Genomic DNA, 3,746 nt, shown 5'->3' with positions numbered 1-3,746 from the left:
CGCCGAGCAGCAGCTGGTAGCAGTCGCCGGCCGAGGCGGAGGCCCCGGCGGCGCCCTGTTCGACCCGTACCAGCAGGTGGAGCAGGGACGGGTCGCCCGGGTGCGCGGGGCGCAGCTCGGTGACCGTCACCGGTTCAAAACCGGTGACCGGACGGCCCTTGCCGGCGAACCAGCGCTGGCGGGGCAGCCAGTCGTGGAGCAGTGGGGCGAGCGATCCGAGGAGCGCCGCCGCGTCGGTGGGTGACACGGCGCGGTCGGAAGCGCCGTACGGCGTGATCCGGGTGGATGCAGCCTTCGTCATGGCCTCGCGTCCTTTCCCCGGGCACACCACAGGATGCGCAGAGTGTCCCGGATTGCGGCATCTGCTGTCCGGCTGTGCGGGACGTGTCGGGAGACGATGATCCGTACGGACTCGATTCCGTACGCGTCGGACGTGGGGAAGGTGCCCCGTGCGGGGCGGTGGAAACACCGCCCCGCACGTCATCCGGTCGCGTCAGCTCGACGCGACATCCTTCCTGAGCCTGAACCAGTAGAAACCGTGGCCCGCCAGGGTGAGCAGGTACGGCCACTCGCCGATGGCGGGGAAACGCACCCCGCCGATCAGCTCCACCGGGTGCCGCCCGCTGAACTCCTTGAGGTCGAGCTCGGTGGGCTGGGCGAACCGCGAGAAGTTGTGGACGCACAGGACGAGGTCGTCGCCCTTGCCGTCCTGGGAGGGCGCCTCCCGCAGGAACGCCAGCACCGCCGGGTTCGAGGACGGCAGCTCCGTGTACGAGCCGAGCCCGAAGGCCGGGTTCTGCTTGCGGATCTCGATCATGCGCCGGGTCCAGTGCAGCAGCGAGGACGGCGAGGCCATCGAGGCTTCCACGTTGGTGACCTGGTACCCGTAGACCGGGTCCATGATCGTCGGGAGGTAGAGCCGGCCGGGGTCGCTGGACGAGAATCCCGCGTTCCGGTCGGGGGTCCACTGCATCGGGGTCCGTACGGCGTCCCGGTCACCGAGCCAGATGTTGTCGCCCATCCCGATCTCGTCCCCGTAGTAGAGGATCGGGGAGCCCGGCAGCGACAGCAGCAGAGCCGTGAACAGCTCGATCTGGTTGCGGTCGTTGTCGAGCAGCGGGGCGAGGCGGCGCCGGATGCCGATGTTGGCGCGCATCCGGGGGTCCTTGGCGTACTCCGCGTACATGTAGTCGCGTTCCTCGTCCGTGACCATCTCGAGTGTCAGCTCGTCGTGGTTGCGGAGGAAGATGCCCCACTGGCAGTTGGTGGGGATCGCCGGCGTCTTCGCCAGGATCTCCGAGACCGGGTAGCGCGACTCGCGCCGTACGGCCATGAAGATCCGCGGCATCACGGGGAAGTGGAACGCCATGTGGCACTCGTCGCCGCCCTTGGCGTAGTCACCGAAGTAGTCGACGACGTCCTCGGGCCACTGGTTGGCCTCGGCGAGCAGCACCGTGTCCGGGTAGTGCGCGTCGATCTCCTTGCGCACCCGCTTGAGGAACGCGTGGGTGGCCGGGAGGTTCTCGCAGTTGGTGCCTTCCTTCTGGTAGAGGTACGGCACGGCGTCCAGCCGGAAGCCGTCGATGCCCAGGTCCAGCCAGAAGCGCAGCGCGGAGATGATCTCCTCCTGCACGGCCGGGTTCTCGTAGTTGAGGTCCGGCTGGTGCGAGAAGAAGCGGTGCCAGTAGTACTGCTTGCGCACCGGGTCGAAGGTCCAGTTGGAGGTCTCCGTGTCGACGAAGATGATCCGGGCGTCCTCGTACTGCTTGTCGTCGTCGGCCCAGACGTAGTAGTCGCCGTACGGTCCTTCGGGGTCCTTGCGGGACTCCTGGAACCAGTCGTGCTGGTCGCTCGTGTGGTTCATGACGAAGTCGATGACCACACGCATGCCGCGCTGGTGCGTGGCGTCGACGAACTCCACGAAGTCGGCGAGGTCGCCGAACTCGGGGAGGACGGCGGTGTAGTCGGAGACGTCGTAGCCGCCGTCGCGCAGTGGCGACTTGAAGAACGGCGGCAGCCAGAGGCAGTCGACACCGAGCCATTGGAGGTAGTCCAGCTTGGCGGTGATGCCCTTGAGATCACCGATGCCGTCTCCGTTGCTGTCCTGGAACGAACGCACCAGAACCTCGTAGAAGACGGCTCGTTTGAACCAGTCGGGATGACGGTCCTGGGCCGGGGTGTCCTCGAACGTGTCGTGGACGGGCTCGTTGACGATCATGATGTGGGTGACCCTCCGATCGGCGGGGACGGTCGCAGGACCACGACGTGCGCGGGCGTGACGCCCGGCTCTAGGCGCACGTAGTTGGCCCTGCCCCAGTGATAGGTCTCGCCGGTGAGCTCGTCGCGCACCGGGACGGTCTCGTGCCATTCGAGGCCGAGCCGCTCCATGTCCAACGAGACCGTCGCCTCCTGGGTGTGGTGAGGGTCGAGGTTGACGACCACCAGAACGATGTTCGAGCCCGCCCGCTTGCTGTACGCGATGACCGCTTCGTTGTCGGCATCGTGGAAGTGGATGTCGCGCAGCTGTTGCAGCGCGGGGTGCCGCCGTCTGATCCGGTTGAGCGTGGTGATCAGCGGCGCGATCGTACGGCCCTCACGCTCGGCCGCCTCCCAGTCCCGGGGCCTCAGCTGGTACTTCTCGGAGTCACGGTACTCCTCGCTGCCGGGCTTGGCGGGGGTGTTCTCGCAGAGTTCATATCCCGCGTACACACCCCACGACGGCGCCATCGTCGCGGCGAGCACCGCGCGCACCTCGAACGCCGGCCTGCCGCCCTCCTGGAGATAGGCGTGGAGGATGTCGGGCGTGTTCACGAAGAAGTTCGGACGCATGTACGCGGCGGTCTCGCGGGACAGCTCGACCAGGTAGTCCGTCAGCTCCCGCTTGCCGGTCCGCCAGGTGAAATACGTATACGACTGCTGGAAGCCGACCGCGCCCAGCGTGCGCATCATCGCGGGGCGCGTGAACGCCTCGGCCAGGAAGATGACATCGGGGTCGGTGCGGTTGATGTTGTTGATGACCTTCTCCCAGAAGACCACCGGCTTCGTGTGCGGGTTGTCGACGCGGAAGATCCGTACCCCGTGGGACATCCAGTACCGCAGCACCCGCACGGTCTCGCGGACCAGGCCGCGCATGTCGGCGTCGAAGGCGATCGGGTAGATGTCCTGGTACTTCTTCGGAGGGTTCTCGGCGTACGCGATGGAGCCGTCCGCGCGGTGGTGGAACCACTCCGGCTTCTTCGCGACCCACGGGTGGTCGGGGGAGCACTGGAGCGCGAAGTCGAGCGCGATCTCCATGCGCAGCGTGCGCGCCGTCTCCACGAAGTGGTCGAAGTCCTCGATCGTGCCGAGGTCGGGGTGGATCGCGTCGTGGCCGCCGTCGGACGAGCCGATCGCCCAGGGCACGCCGACGTCCTCGGGACCCGGGGTCAGCGTGTTGTTGGGGCCCTTGCGGTGGGTGGTCCCGATGGGGTGGATCGGCGGCAGATAGACGACGTCGAACCCCATCGCGGCGACCGCGGGCAGCCGCTCGGCGGCCGTACGGAAGGTGCCGCTCACCGGCGGCTCGCCCTCCTTCACCACCGCGCCCTCGGAGCGCGGGAACAGCTCGTACCAGGAACCGAACAGGGCCCGCCTGCGCTCGACCAGCAGGCGCGCGGGGCGCGAGGACGTGACCAGTTCGCGCAGCGGGTGACGGCCGAGCGCGGCGGTGGCGTCCTGGGAGAGGGCGGCGGCCAGCCGGGCCCCGG

At 68.0% G+C, this 3,746-nt stretch carries 2 protein-coding genes and 1 pseudogene; all 3 read right to left on the bottom strand.

The window, feature by feature from the left end; genetic code table 11:
• A pseudogene (locus GT042_RS24475) lies at window positions 1-301 on the bottom strand (maltokinase); the annotation flags it as partial.
• Between the two features lie 192 nt (window positions 302-493).
• Window positions 494-2,218, bottom strand: coding sequence for a maltose alpha-D-glucosyltransferase (gene treS, locus GT042_RS24470; protein ID WP_161310890.1), 1,725 nt, complete (start codon window positions 2,216-2,218; stop codon window positions 494-496).
• Window positions 2,215-3,746 (bottom strand): alpha-1,4-glucan--maltose-1-phosphate maltosyltransferase (locus GT042_RS24465; RefSeq protein WP_161310889.1); only part of this gene is annotated, 1,532 nt, incomplete at its 5' end. The genes GT042_RS24465 and treS, both read right to left, overlap by 4 nt.

This window comes from Streptomyces sp. SID3212 (genome assembly GCF_009865405.1).
GTDB lineage: Bacteria > Actinomycetota > Actinomycetes > Streptomycetales > Streptomycetaceae > Streptomyces.
Note: the sequence above shows the minus strand (reverse complement) of the source record. Positions and strands in the feature narration are given on the sequence as shown.